Below are 16,316 nucleotides of genomic sequence, written 5' to 3'. Positions count from 1 at the left end.
CCCACTCATGAATTTCCCCGGCGGTTTACCGTTTGCGTGCATGACAAGCTAAAATCAGAATTTACCATTCTAGTATGGACATGTTCTGAACGTTATAAACCCGTTACACGCGGCGACGTTTTGGTGGACGGCAACCGTTGTGCGGAATCGGCGTCACGTCTTTAATCATGTTAACTTCCAGACCTGCTGCTTGCAGGGAACGGATCGCTGCTTCACGACCTGCACCCGGACCTTTTACCAGCACTTCCAGAGAGCGCATGCCGTGTTCCATTGCTACGCGGGCAGCAGATTCTGCAGCCATTTGCGCAGCAAACGGTGTGCTCTTGCGGGAGCCTCTGAAGCCGAGGGCACCGGCACTGGACCAAGAGATCGCGTTGCCGTGCGGATCAGTGATAGTCACGATCGTGTTGTTAAACGTAGAACGGATATGTGCTACGCCGACTTCAACGTTTTTACGGTCACGACGACGGGTACGAGTAGCCGTCGCTTGTTTTCTTTTCGCCATGTCCCATTACCCTCCTTTACTTCTTCTTGTTTGCTACAGTACGGCGAGGACCTTTGCGCGTACGTGCATTTGTTTTCGAACGTTGGCCGCGAACAGGCAGGCCACGACGATGACGGATTCCGCGGAAGCAACCGATTTCCATCAGGCGCTTGATGTTCAGAGAGATCTCACGACGAAGATCGCCTTCCACCTTGATGTTCTTATCGATGAACTCACGCAGTTTTGCCACTTCTTCTTCTGTCAGATCACGAACGCGAGTATCCGCGTTAACACCGGTAGCGGACAGGATTTTTTGGGACGTGGGACGGCCGATACCGAAAATGTAGGTAAGAGCGATTTCCACGCGTTTTTCGCGAGGCAAGTCAACGCCTGCAATACGTGCCATGTGTCAAAAGCACCTCCTTGTTTACTTATCCTTGTTTTTGCTTATGCTTTGGGTTTTCACAAATAACCATTACGTTACCTTTGCGACGGATAACCTTGCATTTTTCGCAAATCGGTTTAACCGACGGTCTCACTTTCATGGTTCTTGCCTCCCTCTTTAGGGTAGTGAAAAACGTCGAGACGTTTTTCATAAAACTATAATCAGACCGCGCTGCGGTTACAAAACGCTGGGAAGCATTTTGTTATTTATAGCGGTACGTAATGCGTCCGCGAGTCAAATCGTAAGGCGACAGTTCAACGGTTACCTTGTCCCCTGGCAGAATGCGGATAAAATGCATGCGGATTTTTCCCGAAACGTGAGCGAGCACTTTGTGCCCATTCTCTAATTCTACCCGAAACATCGCGTTGGGCAAAGGTTCGATTACCGTACCCTCCACTTCAATTACATCGTCTTTCGCCATCGTACACTCTCCTTTCTTCTGCAGCTTCAGTCAGACCATGAGTTTTTGGTATATGAAATACGGAACGAACTTATCGTCGACACGTTGGACGACAATCCTGAAGCGACCGTTGTGCCTCAGCTACGCTCTTGTAAAAATCTCATAGCCATCTTCCGTAATCGCGATGGTGTGTTCAAAATGAGCACATCTTTTTCGATCCACTGTTACAACCGTCCAATTGTCCTCCAAAGTGCGGACATAACGTTCGCCGGCATTGACCATTGGTTCGATTGCCAACACCATTCCCGGTTTCAACCGAGGACCTCGATCAGGCGGCCCGTAGTTGGGAACCTGAGGATCTTCGTGCAGGTTTTGCCCGATCCCATGCCCCACATACTCGCGAACGAGAGTGAAGCCAGCAGCTTCTGCGTGGATCTGAATCGCGTGGGAAATATCGGACAGCCGCGCACCAGGTAGTGCCTTTTCCAGGCCCTTGTACAACGACTCTTCCGTCACTCGCAGCAAACGTTGATCTTCTTCTGCAATATTGCCGACCGGGTACGTCCAAGCAGAGTCACCATGAAAGCCCTGATACTGAGCTCCAATATCGATGCTGATGATGTCCCCTTCTTGCAGCACCCGTTTTCCTGGGATCCCGTGTACGAGTTCTTCATTGACTGAAGCACAGATACTTCCTGGAAAGCCTCCGTAGCCTTTAAACGATGGAATCGCTCCCTTGCTGCGGATAAAGGTTTCGGCGAGTTCGTCCAGTTGCTTTGTCGTTACGCCAGGCTTGATCACCTTAGCCAGTTCTTGATGGGTGAGTGCGACGATCCGACCAGCTTCGCGCATAACCTCAAGTTCTGCTTTCGACTTTAGGATGATCATTCACTTACCCTCGCAACAAAGACTTAATCTCCTCAAACACAACCTGGATATCCTGCTCGCCGTCAATGCTACGCAGAAGGCCTTGCTCCGTGTAGTAATCGATCAGCAGCTGTGTTTGGGCAATATTGACATCGAGGCGTTGAGAAACAACTTCCAGCTTGTCGTCATCGCGTTGATAGAGCTTGCCGCCATCCTTGTCGCAAATTCCTGCCTCTTTCGGAGGATTGAACATGGTGTGGTAGCTCGCCCCGCACACTGGACAAATCCAGCGGCCGGTCAGACGATCAATCAGAAGCTCACGGCGAACATTGATGTTGATGACGTGATCAATCTCACGTCCCAGCTCCTTCACTGTCGCCGTCAATGCCTCAGCCTGAGGAACAGTACGCGGGAATCCATCGAGGAGGAAACCCTTCTCGCAATCTTCCATTGCCAGGCGTTCCCGCACAATTCCGATGACGACCTCATCAGGAACAAGCTGCCCCTGGTCCATATAGGACTTGGCTTTCAGTCCGAGCGGCGTTTCGTTTTTGACCGCTGCCCGGAACATGTCACCGGTTGAAATATGCGGGATGTCAAACTCTTTTACGATTCGTTCTGCCTGTGTGCCTTTACCGGCACCAGGCAGTCCCATCAAGATTATATTCACGTTCATTCCTCCGTCCCATCCGAAAAGCTTCTCACGCACCCTGAATCGGAGCCGTATCCCCGACCAGAAAGCTTTTCAACTACCTCGGTTACTTAATGAACCCTTGGTAATGGCGCTTGATCATCTGGCTTTCGATCTGCTTCATCGTGTCGAGAGCGACACCGATCACGATCAGCAGAGAAGTTCCGCCGATGTAGATCTGTTGAGGCAGGTTGGCCAGCTTACTGAAGAAGAATGGCAATATGGAAATTGTCATCAGGAACAAGGCGCCAGCCAATGTAAGACGGTTCAACGTACGGGTAATGTACACCTCGGTGTTTTTACCGGGTCGGATACCAGGAATGTAACCGCCATTTTTCCTCATATTCTCCGCCAGTTGTACAGGGTTGATCTGTACAAAAGTGTAGAAATACGTGAAACCGATAATCAAGATTGCGTATAGCGTCATCCCAAGCGCTGCGCTAGGTTGGAAATGTGTGTAGATCCAGTTGGCGATACCCGTTCCGGAACCATCTACCCAGAACTGCGCGATTGTTGAAGGGAAGATTACGAGCGAGATTGCAAAGATAACGGGAATTACACCAGCAGAGTTGATTTTGAGCGGAATGTGGGTGGATTGACCACCGTACATTTTGCGACCAACTACACGCTTTGCATATTGCACCGGAATCTTGCGCACACCTTGCTGCATAAAGATGACCCCAACAATAATAGCGATGATCACCAAAAGGACAATCAGCAATTTTACGATTGAAAAGAACAGATTCTGAGAAGCGTCGCCAAATTGCGTCGTGTAAATTGTCGTAATCCCACTAGGAATATTGGCAACGATACCAGCAACGATGATAATCGAAATCCCGTTTCCGATACCCTTCTCTGTAATTTGTTCACCCATCCACATCAGAAACGAGGTTCCTGCTGTCAGAGTGAGTGCGATCAATGCGTAACTGCCAATCGACGTATCGTTAAGCAGTCCTGGAGCCATGTTGTTAAACCCGATCGTCATCCCCACAGACTGGATCAAAGCAAGCACAATGGTGAAGTAGCGCGTGACGGTCGCGATTTTGCGGCGTCCCACTTCTCCTTCACGAGCCCATTGCGTAAACTTAGGCACAACATCCATGGACAGAAGCTGCATGATAATCGATGCCGTAATGTACGGCATGATTCCCATTGCAAAAATCGAGTAGTTTTGCAGTGCGCCACCGGAGAAGGTATTCAACAATCCCAGCAAGTGGTTCGTATTCTGCTGAAACAACTCGACATTCACGTTAGGGGCAGGGACGAAACTCCCGATTCGGAAGACGACCAGCATCATCAGCGTAAAGAATATCTTACGACGCAGGTCGCCTATCTTAAAAATGTTAGTTAATGAGCCTAACATTAGATCACCTCGGTTGTTCCACCGACTTGAGCGATCTTCTCAGCAGCTGCATTGGAGAACTTGTGAGCTTTCACAGTCAGCTTCACAGTCAGTTCACCGTTTGCAAGAACTTTTACACCGTCGCGCATAGCGCTGATTACACCAGTTTCTTTCAACAGTTCAGGTGTAACCACAGTGCCTTCTTCAAAACGATTCAGCGCATCCAAGCTAACAACCGCGTATTCCTTACGGTTAATGTTAGTGAAACCGCGCTTAGGCAGTCGACGGAACAGTGGGTTTTGACCACCCTCGAATCCAGGACGAACACCGCCGCCGGAACGAGCGTTTTGACCTTTATGACCTTTACCAGCTGTTTTACCAGTACCGCTACCGATACCGCGACCAAGGCGCTTGCGAGTATGGCGGGACCCTTCTGCAGGTTTCAGTTCATGCAATTTCATTCCTTGCACCTCCTAACCGTGTAAAATCAACGTTTACGCTTCTACTTCTTTCACTTCTACGAGATGCTTCACTTTGAAGATCATGCCGCGGATTGCAGCGTTATCTTCTTTCACCACAGTGTGGTTGATTTTGCGAAGACCCAGAGCTTTTACTGTATCTTTTTGATCGACTGTGCGGCCGATCACGCTGCGCTTGAGGGTAATTTGCAATTTTGCCATGTCCATTCCCTCCTTATTAACCCAACAACTCGTCAACAGTCTTACCGCGCAGTTTCGCGACGTCTTCCGCTGTTTTCAGACGGCCGAGGCCTTCCAGCGTAGCGTTGACCATGTTGATGGGGTTGTTGGAACCGAGAGACTTGCTCAAAACGTCACCTACACCAGCAAGCTCCAGAACCGCGCGGACAGGTCCGCCAGCAATAACACCGGTACCTTCGGAAGCAGGTTTAATCAGCACTTTACCGGAACCGAAGTGGCACAGTACTTCGTGCGGAATGGTCGTTCCTTTCATCGGTACACGGATCAATTTTTTCTTTGCATCGTCAATCGCTTTACGAATCGCGTCCGGCACTTCTTGGGCTTTACCCATACCAGCGCCTACGTGACCGTTGCGGTCGCCGACTACCACAAGAGCGCTGAAGCTCATGCGACGTCCACCTTTAACCGTTTTCGCAACACGGTTAACGGCGACTACTTTTTCTTCCAGCTCCAATTTGCTAGAGTCGATACGCATTCCTTTCCCTCCTTGTTGTTAGAATTGCAGGCCAGCTTCACGAGCTGCTTCTGCGAGTGCTTTAATGCGTCCATGATAAATATATCCACCACGGTCGAAAATTACGTCATTCAGACCTTTTTCTTGTGCACGCTTAGCAATCAGTGTACCCACAGCAGTCGCTGCTTCTACATTCGCACCGTTTTTCAGGCCAAGCTCTTTATCCAGAGAGGATGCTTGTGCCAAAGTAGTGCCTGTAGCATCATCGATCAGTTGAGCATAGATGTGCTTGGAAGAACGGAATACGTTCAGACGTGGACGTACAGCAGAGCCGACCAGACGCTTGCGAATGCGCAGATGGCGTTTTTTCCGAGCTTTGTTTTTATCAGCTTTCGTAAACATTACGCGGCCTCCCTTCTCATAAAACTACGAAGCTTATTTACCTTTTTTACCCTCTTTGCGGCGAACAACTTCGTCGCTGTACTTAATCCCTTTGCCTTTGTATGGCTCAGGCTTACGGAGGGAGCGAATTTCAGACGCGATTTGGCCTACGCGCTCTTTGTCGATACCTTTAACCACCAGAGTGGTTTGGTTTGGTACATCGATTTCAATACCCTCTTCAGGAGTTACCTCAACTGGGTGAGAGAAACCGAGAGAAAGAGTTACGCCTTTTCCTGCTTTCGCAGCGCGGTAACCTACACCTACAAGCTCCAGTGTACGAGTAAAGCCTTCGGATACGCCTTTTACCATGTTGGCAACCAGCGCACGAGTCGTACCATGGAGAGAGCGGTGAAGCTTGTTATCGCTAGGACGCTCAACGACTACTTCGTTATCGTTGATATTGATTTTGATATCCGGATGGAAGTTACGAACGAGTTGACCCTTAGGGCCCTTTACCGTCAGCTCAGTACCGTTCAGAGTGAGGGTAACGCCTGCAGGGACCACGATCGGTTTTCTACCGACACGAGACATGTGGTGCACCTCCTGTGCTTTTCAAATCTGTGATTACCAAACGTAAGCGAGAACTTCTCCACCTACATGAGCTTGGCGAGCTTGCTTGTCGGTCATTACGCCAGCAGACGTAGAGATCAGGGCTACACCCAGACCGCCAAGAACTTTAGGGATCTCTGTGTTTTTCGCATATACGCGCAGACCTGGCTTGGAGATACGCTTCAGTCCGGTGATTACGCGCTCGTTGTTCGCACCGTATTTCAGGAAAACACGGATGATCCCTTGCTTGTTATCTTCAACGAACTCAGCATCGCGAATGAAACCTTCTTCCTTCAGGATGCGAGCAATTTCTTTCTTGATAGTGGACGCCGGGATCTCCACTTTCTCGTGGCGAACCATGTTGGCGTTACGAATGCGCGTAAGCATGTCAGCGATTGGATCAGTCATAACCATGAGAGAGAACCTCCTTCCCGTTTCAAATTACCAGCTTGCTTTTTTCACGCCAGGGATTTGGCCTTTATAAGCAAGTTCACGGAAGCAAATACGGCAGAGTTTAAATTTGCGCAAAACGGAATGAGGACGTCCGCAGCGCTCACAACGGGTGTAAGCACGAACCGCAAACTTCGGTTTCCGTTGTTGCTTGATAACCATCGATTTCTTTGCCACATTCTTCCCTCCTTACTTTGTTTGTGGGGTTTATTTACGGAATGGCATACCCATTTGAGTCAGCAATTCACGAGCTTCTTCGTCTGTTTTCGCGGAAGTGACGATTACGATGTCCATACCGCGAACTTTGTCGATTTTATCGTACTCGATCTCAGGGAAGATCAGCTGTTCCTTCAGACCGAGCGTGTAGTTGCCGCGACCATCGAAAGCTTTCGAAGATACACCGCGGAAGTCACGTACACGTGGGAGAGATACGTTCATCAGTTTGTCGAGGAAGTGGTACATACGCTCACCGCGCAGTGTCACTTTCGCACCGATTGCCATACCTTCACGCAGTTTGAAACCAGCGATGGAGTTCTTTGCACGAGTTACAACCGGCTTTTGACCAGCGATAATTTGCAAATCTTCAACCGCGGAATCCAGAGCCTTGGCGTTGCCTACCGCTTCACCAACACCCATGTTGATCACGATTTTTTCTACTTTCGGAACCTGCATGATGGAAGAGTAACCAAACTTGCTCATCAGGCTAGGCACGATTTCGCTAGTATATTTTTCTTTCAATCTTGCTGCCATCTAGGACATCCTCCTTTCCGATCTGACTACTTGTCGAGAACTTCGCCAGATTTTTTCGCGTACCGAACTTTTTTACCGTTATCCAGTACCTTGTAACCGATACGTGTTGCTTTGCCGGACTTCGGATCGATCAAAGATACGTTGGATACATGAATCGGTGCTTCTTGAGTTACAATGCCGCCTTGCGGATTGGATTGGGACGGACGAGAGTGTTTTTTCACCAGGTTGATTCCTTCAACCAGGACGCGATCTTTCTTCGGGTAAGCAGCGAGAACGCGACCTTTTTTACCCTTGTCTTTACCCGTTATTACGATAACAGTGTCGCCTTTCTTAACGTGCATCGCTTGGTGCACCTCCTATCGAGCAAACTACCAGAGTATTTCCGTTCAATTAGATTACCTCAGGAGCCAGGGAGATGATCTTCATGAAGTCTTTTTCACGAAGTTCACGTGCTACCGGTCCAAAAATACGGGTACCACGAGGTGATTTATCCTCTTTAATGATTACTGCTGCGTTTTCATCAAAACGGATGTAAGAACCATCCTGACGGCGAACGCCGCGCACGCTGCGTACTACAACCGCTTTAACTACTTGACCTTTCTTGACAACGCCGCCGGGTGTAGCGGATTTAACGGAGCACACGATAACATCACCGATGTTCGCCGTTTTGCGACCGGAACCGCCCAGAACCTTGATGCACATGAGTTCTTTTGCACCGGAGTTGTCAGCAACAGCCAATCTCGTCTGAGTTTGGATCATTTACTGTTCCTCCTTTCGGATGTAATTACCCGAAAATCTGAGTTATACGATTACTGCCTCTTCGACGATACGAACCAAGCGGAAGCACTTGTCTTTAGACAGCGGGCGAGTTTCCATGATTTCCACGATATCGCCTGTTTTCGCAGAGTTGTTTTCGTCGTGAGCCTTGAACTTCTTGGAATACTTCACACGTTTACCGTACAGCGGATGCTTTTTGTAGGTCTCTACCAGAACAACGATGGTTTTATCCATTTTGTCGGATACAACGCGACCTACCATGGTTCTACGCATTTTGCGTTCTGCGGTCATGTTCGAACCTCCTTCCTGTAATTAGCCGATCCCTAATTCTCTTTGGCGCAGGACGGTTTTCGCACGAGCAATATCCTTACGCACTTGTTTAATGCGAGATGTGATTTCGAGCTGACCGGTAGCCAACTGGAAGCGAAGGTTGAACAGCTCTTCTTTCAAGGAGTTAACGTTTTGTTCGATCTCGGCAGTGGTCAAATTGCGAAAATCATTAGCCTTCATGTGCGTCACCACCCACTTCTTCCCGCTTCACGAACTTGCACTTAATAGGCAGTTTGTGCATTGCCAGGCGCATAGCCTCGCGAGCGACTTCTTCGGATACGCCAGCAAGTTCAAACATGATCTTGCCAGGTTTCACTACAGCTACCCAGTACTCAGGAGAACCTTTACCGGAACCCATCCGTACTTCAAGCGGCTTTTGTGTAATTGGTTTGTCAGGGAAAATCTTGATCCATACTTTACCGCCACGGCGGATGTAACGAGTCATCGCAATACGGGCAGCCTCGATTTGACGGTTGGTAATCCAAGCCGGTTCGAGAGCTTGCAGACCGAATTCACCGAAAGCAACAGTAGTACCGCCTTTTGCGTTACCAGCCATTTTTCCGCGGTGCTGTTTGCGGTGTTTCACGCGTTTTGGCGTCAACATGTTTATTTGCCTCCTTCCTCAGTCGCTACGTTCTTCTTCGTAGGAAGGACTTCTCCACGGTAGATCCACACTTTTACGCCGATGCGGCCATAAGTGGTGTGTGCTTCGGCTGTACCATAGTCGATGTCAGCACGGAGCGTATGAAGCGGAACAGTACCTTCGCTGTAACCTTCGGAACGTGCAATGTCAGCTCCGCCAAGACGACCGCTGACCAGAGTTTTGATTCCTTTTGCACCTGCGCGCAGCGAACGAGTAATCGATTGCTTTTGAGCACGGCGGAAAGAAATACGGTTTTCCAGTTGACGAGCGATATTTTCAGCTACCAAAGTAGCATCCAAATCAGGCTTCTTCACTTCGTTGATGTTGATGTGTACGCGCTTGCCAGTCAGTTCGGTCAAGGATTTGCGCAGAACTTCTACTTCCGAGCCACCTTTACCAATTACCATACCAGGCTTAGCGGTGTGAATCGTAACGTTTACGCGGTTCGCTGCACGTTCGATTTCAATGGTAGAAACAGCAGCATCTTTCAGACGCCCTTTTACAAATTTGCGGATTCTCAGGTCTTCGTGCAACAGAGCTGCGAAGTCCTTGTCAGCGTACCATTTGGACTCCCAGTCGCGGATAATGCCGATACGAAGACCAACCGGGCTTACCTTTTGACCCACACGTAATCCCTCCTTATTTCTCGTTTAGTACCACTGTGATGTGGCTGGTGCGCTTATGGATGCGGCTTGCGCGACCCATAGCACGCGGGCGGAAACGCTTCAGTGTTGGACCTTGGTCCACGAAGATTTTTCCAACAACGAGTCCGTTCGGATCCATTTCATAGTTGTGTTCAGCGTTAGCGATCGCCGATTTCAGAAGTTTCTCCACTACCGGAGAAGCCGCTTTCGGCGTGTGTTTCAGGATCGCCAGCGCCTCACCCACTTGCTTGCCTCGAATCAAGTCAACCACCAGGCGAACTTTGCGAGGGGCAATGCGAATATAGCGAGCAACTGCTTTAGCTTCCATCTTTGTACCTCCTCTCTGTCAAGAGAAAATTAGCGCTTCTTGGATTTCTTGTCGTTATCGACGTGACCCTTGAAGGTACGAGTTGGTGCAAATTCACCCAGTTTGTGACCTACCATATCTTCTGTAACGTATACCGGTACATGTTTGCGGCCGTCATATACAGCAAACGTGTGTCCTACGAAATCAGGGAAGATTGTGGAGCGACGAGACCAGGTTTTCACCACGCGTTTTTCGTTCTTTTCGTTCAGTTCAACTACTTTTTTCATCAGGTGATCATCTACGAAAGGACCCTTTTTCAAACTGCGACCCATGTGTGAACCTCCCTTCGCCAAAGGCGTTCGGTTATTGTCTCACCCTGCCTTACTTCTTGCGACGGCGGATGATATATTGATCGGATTTGTTTTTCTTCTTGCGGGTTTTGAGACCGAGAGTCGGTTTACCCCAAGGAGTAACTGGTGCTTTACGTCCGATCGGAGCGCGACCTTCACCACCACCGTGTGGGTGATCGTTCGGGTTCATTACGCTACCACGTACAGTTGGACGAATACCCAACCAACGGGAACGACCAGCTTTACCAATGTTCAACAGCTCGTGGTCGATGTTGCCTACTTGACCGATGGTAGCGCGGCAAACGTTATGGATGCGGCGAGTTTCACCGGAGGACAGGCGCACGATTACGAAATCGCCATCGCGACCGAGCAATTGAGCGGAAGTACCTGCTGCACGAACCAATTGTCCGCCTTTGCCAGGTTTCAGCTCGATGTTGTGAATGGTAGTACCAACTGGAATGTTAGCCAGTGGCAGTGCATTACCGGTTTTGATGTCAGCATCTGCGCCGGAAATGATTTCATCGCCAACTTTCAGGCCGTGTGGAGCGATAATGTAACGCTTTTCCCCGTCCATGTAGTTGATCAGAGCGATGTTTGCGGAACGGTTTGGATCGTACTCGATAGTAGCTACGCGACCTACGATGCCATCTTTGTTCCGTTTGAAGTCGATGATGCGATATTTGCGTTTATGACCGCCACCTTGATGACGAACGGTGATTTTCCCGTGGTTGTTGCGTCCAGCTTTCTTGCTCAGAGGCGCCAACAGGGATTTTTCGGGAGTCGAAGTTGTGATCTCCTCGAAAGTAGAAACCGTCATTTGGCGACGACCAGGAGAAGTCGGTTTAAACTTTTTGATACCCATTTAAAATTCCCTCCTTTTCGGTAGTCGTCGGGGTTATACGCCTTCGTAGAAAGCCAGCTCTTTGCTGTCTTCTGTCAGCTTAACGATCGCTTTTTTCCACTCAGAGGTGTAACCGGAGTATTTGCCGTAGCGTTTTGGCTTCGCAGGAACACGGGAAGTGTTTACTGCTTCTACTTTTACGCCGAATACTTTTTCAACGGCTTGCTTGATCTCGGTTTTGTTGGCTTTGAGCGGCACTTCAAAAACGTACTTCTTCTCAGCCATCATGTCAGTGGTGCGCTCCGTAATGATAGGGCGCTTGATGATGTCGTGAAGGCTCTTCATTAGGCGAGCACCTCCTCTACTTTCGCAACCGCATCTTTCGTTACGATTACTTTATCGTGCGCAACCAGGTCCAGAACGTTAATGCCAGCTGCATCTACGAATTTAGCGCCTGGGATATTGCGGGAAGAGAGCGCTACGTTTTGATCGAACTCGGAGGTTACGATCAGCACTTTGCGATCTACTTTCAGGTTGTTCAGTACAACAGCCATTTCTTTGGTTTTTGGAGCAGAGAAGTTCAGTGCATCCAATACCAACAGTTCGTTGTTTTGTACTTTTGTCGACAGCGCGGATTTCAGCGCCAGACGACGAACTTTACGGTTCAGTTTGTATCCGTATTTGCGTGGAGTCGGACCGAATACTACGCCGCCACCCTTCCATTGCGGAGCGCGAATGGAACCTTGACGAGCACGACCGGTACCTTTTTGACGCCACGGCTTGCGGCCGCCGCCACGAACCTCAGAACGGTTCTTTACATCATGCGTGCCTTGGCGTTGGGACGCTTGCTGCATAACGATAGCATCGAAAAGAACAGCGTTGTTAGGCTCGATACCGAAAACACTGTCTGCCAGTTCGATTTCGCCTACTTGTGAACCAGCTTGATTGTAAAGAGCTACTTTTGGCATGTCAGTTCCTCCTTTCCTTAACTAGTTCTTCTTGACTGCCGTAGATACTAGAACGTAGCTGTTTTTCGGGCCAGGCACGGAGCCTTTCACCAAAATCAGATTGCGATCAGCATCAACTTTGATTACTTCCAGGTTTTGAATGGTTACGTTGTCGCCACCCATTTGACCTGGCAGGGTTTGGCCTTTGAATACACGGCCTGGATCGATAGCCCCGAGAGAACCAGGACCACGATGGTAACGGGAACCGTGAGCCATCGGACCGCGGCTTTGGTTGTGACGTTTAATCGCACCTTGGAAACCTTTACCCTTGGTTACGCCGGCAACGTCTACAAACTCTCCTGCGGCAAAAATATCAGCTTTCAATTCTTGACCTACCTCGTAATCTGCGAGGTTTACTCCGCGAATTTCGCGAATGAAGCGCTTAGGTGCAGTGTTAGCTTTCGCTGCGTGTCCTTTTTCCGGCTTGTTAGCTCGATGTTCCTTTTTGTCTTCGAAACCGATCTGGATAGCTTCGTATCCATCGTTCTCTTGATCCTTCTTTTGCAGTACTACGTTAGGACCTGCTTCGATGACGGTAACAGCGATTGCCGATCCGTTCGGACCAAAAACTTGGGTCATGCCAAGCTTTCTGCCTAAGATTCCTTTGGTCATTTGTGCCACCTCCTGTGCTTATATCCACTTACCATACTGTTGTATCAAGGTCCCTGCCGATGCGCAGGGGCGCCGTTTACGGGGTTTGAAGACTTGATAGATAGCGCTTATTAAGACAACGCCTACGCGTGTATCGTACTCGAACCTTACAGTTTAATCTCGATGTCCACACCGGACGGCAGATCCAAACGCATCAGCGCGTCAACCGTTTGTGGGGTCGGATTCAAAATGTCGATCAAGCGTTTGTGAGTGCGCATCTCGAATTGTTCACGAGAATCTTTGTACTTGTGAACAGCACGCAAAATCGTGTAAACTGCTTTCTCCGTCGGAAGCGGAATTGGACCCGATACATTGGCACCGGAACGCTTGGCAGTCTCCACAATTTTCTCAGCAGACTGATCGAGGATTTTGTGATCGTACGCCTTTAAACGAATACGAATCTTTTGTTTTGCCATTTTAGTCCCTCCTTTTTCGCCCATTTTTTGAAACGGACATTTCTCCGTGGAAATATCCTGCACCCCGGTCATGGCAAAGGGGCCGGGTGTGTCAGCAACCTCCCACATCATCGCAAGTCCATGACCAACATTCAATATTGTACTAAAATGAAATGGGCAACGCAAGTTTTTTCTTGGTTTTCCACACATTTTTCGTACACAGCGGCCTTTTTTGGCTCACTTTGTCCATCTTACTGATTTATCCGGCCAAAGGCAAGCGGGATTCACTTCCAAACTCATTTTTTCTCTCTCAGTCTCGCTTGTTTTTTTGTTATCTGCCCGCGCAAAAACAGAACCTTCTCTTCCCGGCTATATATATAAGAAGAAACACGGTATACTGGTAACGTACTCTCGCAAAGAAGGAGGATACCGGCAGTGTCCGACAAGCTTGTCACACCTTATGAACAAATTGGCGGGGCCGAGACTCTCACCCGTTTGGTAGATACGTTTTACGATCTCGTAGCGAAGCATCCCGATCTCGCTCCGCTCTTTCCGGACGATTTTACCGAAGTGAAGGAGAGACAGTATCAGTTCCTCACTCAATTTCTAGGCGGGCCCACCCTCTACAGCGACAAGCATGGCCATCCCATGCTCCGCGCCCGCCACATGCGGTTTCCGATCGGCACTACGCAAGCAGCCGCATGGCTTTCTTGCATGAGCGAGGCTATGGATCGCATCGGTCTGAAAGGCGAGCTCAGAGATCAGTTCTTTGAGCGCTTGCGCCTGACCGCCTACCATATGGTCAACCAGTGGGAAACAGATAAAGCGTAGGGAGCTCCCCTACGCTTTTGTCATGACATCCGTTTTTGGCTTGATCCCTCTTGCCGAAATCTGCCGCGACCCCAAATAAACGCCAGCGACTATCATCACCAGAGCGAGCAAATGCAAAAGCTGCAATCGCTCCCCGAGAAACAAAGCGGCAAAAAACAGGCTGGCGAGCGGCATTCCATTTAAAAATACAGCCGTCCGGCTTGCCCCCAACTGGCGAATGCCGTAATTCCAGCCCATCGAACCTACAGCCGTCGAGAGTCCGCCTGACACAAAAATGACGAGCCATTGGAACGGTGTTACTTCCAGTGATACATAGTAGGATAATGGCTGTTCAACCAGAGCCGCCCCCCATAAAAAGAGGACCCCGAACATCTGCGAAGCGGCTGTAATCAACAAAACGGGAACGCCCCGGGTCGTCAGCTTCCGAATCAATAGTCCGCCCGTGACATACATCAGCATCGAGGAGAACATAATCAAGTCTCCCCAGCCGTTCATTTCGATCGAACCATGCTGGGACAAAACGACAATCAAAACACCGCTGAATCCAACCCCGATCCCGAGCCCCTTCCGCCAGGACATTCCTTCGCCCAGAAGAAGCATGGCAAGCAGAGCTGTTGCCAACGGATTGAGTCCCAAAATCAGAGATGCGTTTCCTGCAGTCGTAAATCGCACTCCCAAAGCGAGTGTCAACTGGTGCAGCGCTATCGAACTGGCGCCTACTCCCACGATGAGCAGCCAGTCAGTCCCTTTCAATCTCAACTGGTGCCGATACATCCATAAAATCGGGCTCAAACAAAGGCCTGCTACAGTCATCCTGATCGCTGCCACGTAGAGCGGCGGAAACATGGTAAGGTACTTTACCATTACGACATTCAGGCCCCACAGTGTGACCACACCGGCAAGCATCAGATACAACCATCGTTCATTGTTTTGCATGACTGGCCCTTCTTCCCTTTCTACATTACAAATCGCATTCGTAATTGTAGCACAGGAATGGCCGTCACATAATTTCCTTTTTTTGATCGCCGTCATTTGCAAATTTGATAAGGACCACCGGCGCGCACTAACCTTGAGTCATCAAACGTTTTTGAGTTTATCCGGATTCCGGATGATATACACGGCCGCGATTTTTCCGTCTACCAGCTTGATTGTATTTATACCGTAAACCTCATTTCCCTCATAGGCGATGATGCCAGCCTCGCCATTTACGTTTGCGATTTCCACACGATAATCTGTAGATTGCTTTCGGGTGACTCCCAGCAAGAACGCGACAACTCTCTCGCTCGACAAAATAGGCCTGAGAGCGGCCTTTACCTTTCCGCCGCCATCGGAGTAGAGGACCACATCCGGAGACAGCAGCTCCAGCAATGTGGCCGAATCCTCCGTATGAATCGCCTGTAAAAACGACTCCAGCAGCATCCTCTGCTGCTCGTAATCAATCCTTTTGTCTGGCAGCTCTTTGGAGAGCTTTTGTTTTACCCGACTGAAAATCTTGCGGCAGTTCACCGTCTCCTTGCCCGTTATCTCGGCAATCTCGTCATATTCAAAATCGAGGACCTCCCGCAAAATAAAGATGGCTCTTTCTACAGGCGAGAGACTTTCCATCAAGGCCAGCATCGCAATCGACAGTTGGTCTTGCCGGATCACCTGCTCCATTGGACCAAGCTGTTCATCCCGAAAAACAACGGGTTCGGGCAGCCAAGGTCCTACGTATACTTCCCTCTTTTTCCGAGCAGACCTCAAAAAGTCAATGCAGCGATTTGTCAAAGTCTTGCAAAGCCACGCTTTGATGTTTTCGACATTCTTTTTTTGAAATCTTTCAAGCGACAAAAACGTATCTTGAACAATATCCTCTGCATCCGCTACTGTTCCGAGCATGCGGTAGGCAATCGAAAAAAGCAGCGGCTTGTATGTTACGTAGAGCTGCTGTGTATCCATCATGGCTCAT

The 16,316-nt window shown here is 49.4% G+C and carries 31 protein-coding genes; 1 reads left to right on the top strand and 30 read right to left on the bottom strand.

What is annotated here, in order from left to right; genetic code table 11:
• Positions 1 to 103 precede the first annotated feature (103 nt).
• The 28 genes from rpsK to rpsJ all read right to left on the bottom strand — a co-directional run bounded on the left by rpsK (position 104) and on the right by rpsJ (position 13,558).
• The gene (gene rpsK, locus NST96_RS01700; protein WP_003391933.1) at positions 104 to 505 is read right to left on the bottom strand and encodes a 30S ribosomal protein S11; all 402 of its coding nucleotides are present in this window, start codon (positions 503 to 505) and stop codon (positions 104 to 106) included.
• Positions 506 to 521: 16 nt separating this feature from the next.
• A complete protein-coding gene (gene rpsM, locus NST96_RS01695) occupies positions 522 to 890 on the bottom strand; it encodes a 30S ribosomal protein S13 (RefSeq protein WP_003391935.1) in 369 nt (122 codons plus the stop codon).
• A gap of 25 nt (positions 891 to 915) precedes the next feature.
• Positions 916 to 1,029: a 50S ribosomal protein L36 gene (gene rpmJ, locus NST96_RS01690; RefSeq protein WP_003333770.1), complete on the bottom strand. Its 114-nt coding sequence runs from the start codon at positions 1,027 to 1,029 to the stop codon at positions 916 to 918.
• Positions 1,030 to 1,131: 102 nt separating this feature from the next.
• Positions 1,132 to 1,350 carry a translation initiation factor IF-1 gene (gene infA / locus NST96_RS01685; protein WP_003333772.1) on the bottom strand — a complete coding sequence of 73 codons (219 nt, stop codon included), beginning with the start codon at positions 1,348 to 1,350 and terminating at the stop codon, positions 1,132 to 1,134.
• Between the two features lie 120 nt (positions 1,351 to 1,470).
• Positions 1,471 to 2,217, bottom strand: a complete 747-nt coding sequence (map, locus tag NST96_RS01680) for a type I methionyl aminopeptidase (RefSeq protein ID WP_340700976.1) — start codon at positions 2,215 to 2,217, stop codon at positions 1,471 to 1,473.
• Positions 2,218 to 2,221: 4 nt separating this feature from the next.
• Entirely contained in the window at positions 2,222 to 2,866 is a 645-nt protein-coding gene (locus tag NST96_RS01675; protein ID WP_003391939.1) for an adenylate kinase, read from the bottom strand.
• Positions 2,867 to 2,954: 88 nt separating this feature from the next.
• Positions 2,955 to 4,250, bottom strand: coding sequence for a preprotein translocase subunit SecY (gene secY, locus NST96_RS01670; protein WP_003391941.1), 1,296 nt, complete (start codon positions 4,248 to 4,250; stop codon positions 2,955 to 2,957).
• Positions 4,250 to 4,690, bottom strand: coding sequence for a 50S ribosomal protein L15 (gene rplO, locus NST96_RS01665; protein WP_003391943.1), 441 nt, complete (start codon positions 4,688 to 4,690; stop codon positions 4,250 to 4,252). The genes secY and rplO overlap by 1 nt, the downstream gene beginning before the upstream one ends.
• Before the next feature lie 33 nt (positions 4,691 to 4,723).
• A complete protein-coding gene (gene rpmD / locus NST96_RS01660) occupies positions 4,724 to 4,909 on the bottom strand; it encodes a 50S ribosomal protein L30 (RefSeq protein ID WP_003391945.1) in 186 nt (61 codons plus the stop codon).
• 16 nt (positions 4,910 to 4,925) lie between these two features.
• Positions 4,926 to 5,423 (bottom strand): 30S ribosomal protein S5, encoded by a 498-nt coding sequence (rpsE, locus tag NST96_RS01655; protein ID WP_003391947.1) that lies wholly within the window; start codon positions 5,421 to 5,423, stop codon positions 4,926 to 4,928.
• An 18-nt stretch (positions 5,424 to 5,441) separates the two neighbouring features.
• Entirely contained in the window at positions 5,442 to 5,804 is a 363-nt protein-coding gene (rplR, locus tag NST96_RS01650; protein WP_003391949.1) for a 50S ribosomal protein L18, read from the bottom strand.
• Positions 5,805 to 5,837: 33 nt separating this feature from the next.
• Positions 5,838 to 6,374 carry a 50S ribosomal protein L6 gene (gene rplF / locus NST96_RS01645; RefSeq protein ID WP_003391950.1) on the bottom strand — a complete coding sequence of 179 codons (537 nt, stop codon included), beginning with the start codon at positions 6,372 to 6,374 and terminating at the stop codon, positions 5,838 to 5,840.
• Between the two features lie 33 nt (positions 6,375 to 6,407).
• The gene (gene rpsH, locus NST96_RS01640; protein WP_003391953.1) at positions 6,408 to 6,806 is read right to left on the bottom strand and encodes a 30S ribosomal protein S8; all 399 of its coding nucleotides are present in this window, start codon (positions 6,804 to 6,806) and stop codon (positions 6,408 to 6,410) included.
• A 27-nt stretch (positions 6,807 to 6,833) separates the two neighbouring features.
• A complete protein-coding gene (locus tag NST96_RS01635) occupies positions 6,834 to 7,019 on the bottom strand; it encodes a type Z 30S ribosomal protein S14 (RefSeq protein WP_003391955.1) in 186 nt (61 codons plus the stop codon).
• A 30-nt stretch (positions 7,020 to 7,049) separates the two neighbouring features.
• Entirely contained in the window at positions 7,050 to 7,592 is a 543-nt protein-coding gene (rplE, locus tag NST96_RS01630) for a 50S ribosomal protein L5 (RefSeq protein ID WP_003391957.1), read from the bottom strand.
• 26 nt (positions 7,593 to 7,618) lie between these two features.
• Positions 7,619 to 7,933, bottom strand: a complete 315-nt coding sequence (rplX, locus tag NST96_RS01625; RefSeq protein ID WP_003391959.1) for a 50S ribosomal protein L24 — start codon at positions 7,931 to 7,933, stop codon at positions 7,619 to 7,621.
• 49 nt (positions 7,934 to 7,982) lie between these two features.
• Positions 7,983 to 8,351 (bottom strand): 50S ribosomal protein L14, encoded by a 369-nt coding sequence (gene rplN / locus NST96_RS01620; protein WP_003391962.1) that lies wholly within the window; start codon positions 8,349 to 8,351, stop codon positions 7,983 to 7,985.
• A 42-nt stretch (positions 8,352 to 8,393) separates the two neighbouring features.
• Positions 8,394 to 8,660 carry a 30S ribosomal protein S17 gene (gene rpsQ / locus NST96_RS01615; protein ID WP_003391964.1) on the bottom strand — a complete coding sequence of 89 codons (267 nt, stop codon included), beginning with the start codon at positions 8,658 to 8,660 and terminating at the stop codon, positions 8,394 to 8,396.
• A gap of 21 nt (positions 8,661 to 8,681) precedes the next feature.
• Complete coding sequence (gene rpmC, locus NST96_RS01610) at positions 8,682 to 8,879, bottom strand: 50S ribosomal protein L29 (RefSeq protein WP_003391966.1); 198 nt, start codon at positions 8,877 to 8,879, stop codon at positions 8,682 to 8,684.
• On the bottom strand, positions 8,869 to 9,303 hold the full coding sequence (gene rplP / locus NST96_RS01605; RefSeq protein WP_003391969.1) for a 50S ribosomal protein L16: 435 nt from the start codon (positions 9,301 to 9,303) through the stop codon (positions 8,869 to 8,871). Before rplP ends, rpmC begins: the two co-directional genes overlap by 11 nt.
• 2 nt (positions 9,304 to 9,305) lie before the next feature.
• Complete coding sequence (rpsC, locus tag NST96_RS01600; RefSeq protein WP_003391972.1) at positions 9,306 to 9,968, bottom strand: 30S ribosomal protein S3; 663 nt, start codon at positions 9,966 to 9,968, stop codon at positions 9,306 to 9,308.
• Between the two features lie 13 nt (positions 9,969 to 9,981).
• On the bottom strand, positions 9,982 to 10,314 hold the full coding sequence (gene rplV, locus NST96_RS01595) for a 50S ribosomal protein L22 (RefSeq protein ID WP_003391974.1): 333 nt from the start codon (positions 10,312 to 10,314) through the stop codon (positions 9,982 to 9,984).
• A gap of 29 nt (positions 10,315 to 10,343) precedes the next feature.
• The gene (rpsS, locus tag NST96_RS01590; RefSeq protein WP_003391977.1) at positions 10,344 to 10,625 is read right to left on the bottom strand and encodes a 30S ribosomal protein S19; all 282 of its coding nucleotides are present in this window, start codon (positions 10,623 to 10,625) and stop codon (positions 10,344 to 10,346) included.
• 49 nt (positions 10,626 to 10,674) lie between these two features.
• Positions 10,675 to 11,505: a 50S ribosomal protein L2 gene (gene rplB / locus NST96_RS01585; protein ID WP_003391979.1), complete on the bottom strand. Its 831-nt coding sequence runs from the start codon at positions 11,503 to 11,505 to the stop codon at positions 10,675 to 10,677.
• A 33-nt stretch (positions 11,506 to 11,538) separates the two neighbouring features.
• Entirely contained in the window at positions 11,539 to 11,829 is a 291-nt protein-coding gene (gene rplW, locus NST96_RS01580; protein ID WP_003391980.1) for a 50S ribosomal protein L23, read from the bottom strand.
• Positions 11,829 to 12,452 (bottom strand): 50S ribosomal protein L4, encoded by a 624-nt coding sequence (gene rplD, locus NST96_RS01575; protein WP_003391982.1) that lies wholly within the window; start codon positions 12,450 to 12,452, stop codon positions 11,829 to 11,831. Before rplD ends, rplW begins: the two co-directional genes overlap by 1 nt.
• Positions 12,453 to 12,473: 21 nt before the next feature.
• Positions 12,474 to 13,103 carry a 50S ribosomal protein L3 gene (gene rplC / locus NST96_RS01570; protein ID WP_003391984.1) on the bottom strand — a complete coding sequence of 210 codons (630 nt, stop codon included), beginning with the start codon at positions 13,101 to 13,103 and terminating at the stop codon, positions 12,474 to 12,476.
• 146 nt (positions 13,104 to 13,249) lie between these two features.
• Positions 13,250 to 13,558, bottom strand: a complete 309-nt coding sequence (rpsJ, locus tag NST96_RS01565; protein WP_003333796.1) for a 30S ribosomal protein S10 — start codon at positions 13,556 to 13,558, stop codon at positions 13,250 to 13,252.
• A gap of 414 nt (positions 13,559 to 13,972) precedes the next feature.
• Between rpsJ and NST96_RS01560 the strand changes: the two genes are divergently transcribed.
• Positions 13,973 to 14,368: a hemoglobin-like protein gene (locus NST96_RS01560; protein WP_003391986.1), complete on the top strand. Its 396-nt coding sequence runs from the start codon at positions 13,973 to 13,975 to the stop codon at positions 14,366 to 14,368.
• Between the two features lie 9 nt (positions 14,369 to 14,377).
• Here NST96_RS01560 and NST96_RS01555 read toward each other — a convergent pair whose 3' ends face one another.
• Both NST96_RS01555 and NST96_RS01550 read right to left on the bottom strand, forming a co-directional pair.
• A complete protein-coding gene (locus NST96_RS01555; protein WP_024984055.1) occupies positions 14,378 to 15,304 on the bottom strand; it encodes a DMT family transporter in 927 nt (308 codons plus the stop codon).
• 141 nt (positions 15,305 to 15,445) lie between these two features.
• Positions 15,446 to 16,309 carry an RNA polymerase sigma-70 factor gene (locus tag NST96_RS01550; protein ID WP_122958192.1) on the bottom strand — a complete coding sequence of 288 codons (864 nt, stop codon included), beginning with the start codon at positions 16,307 to 16,309 and terminating at the stop codon, positions 15,446 to 15,448.
• Between the last annotated feature and the right edge of the window lie 7 nt (positions 16,310 to 16,316).

This window comes from Brevibacillus sp. FSL K6-2834 (assembly GCF_038592925.1).
Classification (GTDB): Bacteria; Bacillota; Bacilli; order Brevibacillales; family Brevibacillaceae; genus Brevibacillus; species Brevibacillus borstelensis.
Note: the sequence above shows the minus strand (reverse complement) of the source record. Positions and strands in the feature narration are given on the sequence as shown.

Excerpts from the sequence above, each read along its gene's own strand:
- rpsK (WP_003391933.1), bottom strand. The coding sequence starts at position 505 with ATGGCGAAAAGAAAACAAGCGACGGCTACTCGTACCCGTCGTCGTGAC.
- rpsM (WP_003391935.1), bottom strand. The coding sequence starts at position 890 with ATGGCACGTATTGCAGGCGTTGACTTGCCTCGCGAAAAACGCGTGGAA.
- rpmJ (WP_003333770.1), bottom strand. The coding sequence starts at position 1,029 with ATGAAAGTGAGACCGTCGGTTAAACCGATTTGCGAAAAATGCAAGGTT.
- infA (WP_003333772.1), bottom strand. The coding sequence starts at position 1,350 with ATGGCGAAAGACGATGTAATTGAAGTGGAGGGTACGGTAATCGAACCT.
- map (WP_340700976.1), bottom strand. The coding sequence starts at position 2,217 with ATGATCATCCTAAAGTCGAAAGCAGAACTTGAGGTTATGCGCGAAGCT.
- secY (WP_003391941.1), bottom strand. The coding sequence starts at position 4,250 with ATGTTAGGCTCATTAACTAACATTTTTAAGATAGGCGACCTGCGTCGT.
- rplO (WP_003391943.1), bottom strand. The coding sequence starts at position 4,690 with ATGAAATTGCATGAACTGAAACCTGCAGAAGGGTCCCGCCATACTCGC.
- rpmD (WP_003391945.1), bottom strand. The coding sequence starts at position 4,909 with ATGGCAAAATTGCAAATTACCCTCAAGCGCAGCGTGATCGGCCGCACA.
- rpsE (WP_003391947.1), bottom strand. The coding sequence starts at position 5,423 with ATGCGTATCGACTCTAGCAAATTGGAGCTGGAAGAAAAAGTAGTCGCC.
- rplR (WP_003391949.1), bottom strand. The coding sequence starts at position 5,804 with ATGTTTACGAAAGCTGATAAAAACAAAGCTCGGAAAAAACGCCATCTG.
- rplF (WP_003391950.1), bottom strand. The coding sequence starts at position 6,374 with ATGTCTCGTGTCGGTAGAAAACCGATCGTGGTCCCTGCAGGCGTTACC.
- rpsH (WP_003391953.1), bottom strand. The coding sequence starts at position 6,806 with ATGGTTATGACTGATCCAATCGCTGACATGCTTACGCGCATTCGTAAC.
- rplE (WP_003391957.1), bottom strand. The coding sequence starts at position 7,592 with ATGGCAGCAAGATTGAAAGAAAAATATACTAGCGAAATCGTGCCTAGC.
- rplX (WP_003391959.1), bottom strand. The coding sequence starts at position 7,933 with ATGCACGTTAAGAAAGGCGACACTGTTATCGTAATAACGGGTAAAGAC.
- rplN (WP_003391962.1), bottom strand. The coding sequence starts at position 8,351 with ATGATCCAAACTCAGACGAGATTGGCTGTTGCTGACAACTCCGGTGCA.
- rpsQ (WP_003391964.1), bottom strand. The coding sequence starts at position 8,660 with ATGACCGCAGAACGCAAAATGCGTAGAACCATGGTAGGTCGCGTTGTA.
- rpmC (WP_003391966.1), bottom strand. The coding sequence starts at position 8,879 with ATGAAGGCTAATGATTTTCGCAATTTGACCACTGCCGAGATCGAACAA.
- rplP (WP_003391969.1), bottom strand. The coding sequence starts at position 9,303 with ATGTTGACGCCAAAACGCGTGAAACACCGCAAACAGCACCGCGGAAAA.
- rplV (WP_003391974.1), bottom strand. The coding sequence starts at position 10,314 with ATGGAAGCTAAAGCAGTTGCTCGCTATATTCGCATTGCCCCTCGCAAA.
- rpsS (WP_003391977.1), bottom strand. The coding sequence starts at position 10,625 with ATGGGTCGCAGTTTGAAAAAGGGTCCTTTCGTAGATGATCACCTGATG.
- rplB (WP_003391979.1), bottom strand. The coding sequence starts at position 11,505 with ATGGGTATCAAAAAGTTTAAACCGACTTCTCCTGGTCGTCGCCAAATG.
- rplW (WP_003391980.1), bottom strand. The coding sequence starts at position 11,829 with ATGAAGAGCCTTCACGACATCATCAAGCGCCCTATCATTACGGAGCGC.
- rplD (WP_003391982.1), bottom strand. The coding sequence starts at position 12,452 with ATGCCAAAAGTAGCTCTTTACAATCAAGCTGGTTCACAAGTAGGCGAA.
- rplC (WP_003391984.1), bottom strand. The coding sequence starts at position 13,103 with ATGACCAAAGGAATCTTAGGCAGAAAGCTTGGCATGACCCAAGTTTTT.
- rpsJ (WP_003333796.1), bottom strand. The coding sequence starts at position 13,558 with ATGGCAAAACAAAAGATTCGTATTCGTTTAAAGGCGTACGATCACAAA.
- NST96_RS01555 (WP_024984055.1), bottom strand. The coding sequence starts at position 15,304 with ATGCAAAACAATGAACGATGGTTGTATCTGATGCTTGCCGGTGTGGTC.
- NST96_RS01550 (WP_122958192.1), bottom strand. The coding sequence starts at position 16,309 with ATGATGGATACACAGCAGCTCTACGTAACATACAAGCCGCTGCTTTTT.